1 protein-coding gene is annotated in these 483 nt (G+C 43.1%); it reads left to right on the forward strand.

Going from position 1 to position 483, the window contains the following annotated elements:
• Nucleotides 1-483: group II intron maturase-specific domain-containing protein (locus tag LKK83_RS20675; protein WP_324633216.1), on the forward strand; the 483-nt coding region annotated here is incomplete at both ends.

The raw sequence follows: 483 nt of genomic DNA on the forward strand, positions 1-483 counted from the left end.
CCGCACAAAGAAGTCATACTAGAAGCCCGAGACCTGATTGAACAATGGCTTAAACAAGTTGGATTAAAGCTTAAGCCCGAAAAGACAAGAATCTGCCATACCCATGAATTCTCAGAAGAGGGGGGAAAGCCAGGTTTTGACTTCTTAGGGTTTAATGTCCGCCACTACACAGTTGGCAAATACAAAGCCACAAAAACTAGTGTAGGGGGAAAGCGGCTACTCCGACTCAACATAAAGCCAAGCAAGAAGTCAGTCAAGGAGCATTACAAGGCAATTAAGGCAGTTATCAAGGCTCATAAAACAGCCCCACAATACGCATTAATCAAACGCCTAAATCCAGTCATAAAAGGGTGGATTAACTACTATTCGGGAGTAGTATCCAAGGAAACATTCTCCAAACTCGACTATATGGTTTGGGTAGCTTTAAGGGCATGGACAGTATCAAGATGTGGGAAAGCGTCCATTGATAAGCTCAGAAAGTAT

This window comes from Phormidium sp. CCY1219, assembly GCF_035615515.1.
Classification (GTDB): Bacteria; Cyanobacteriota; Cyanobacteriia; order Cyanobacteriales; family Laspinemataceae; genus CCY1219.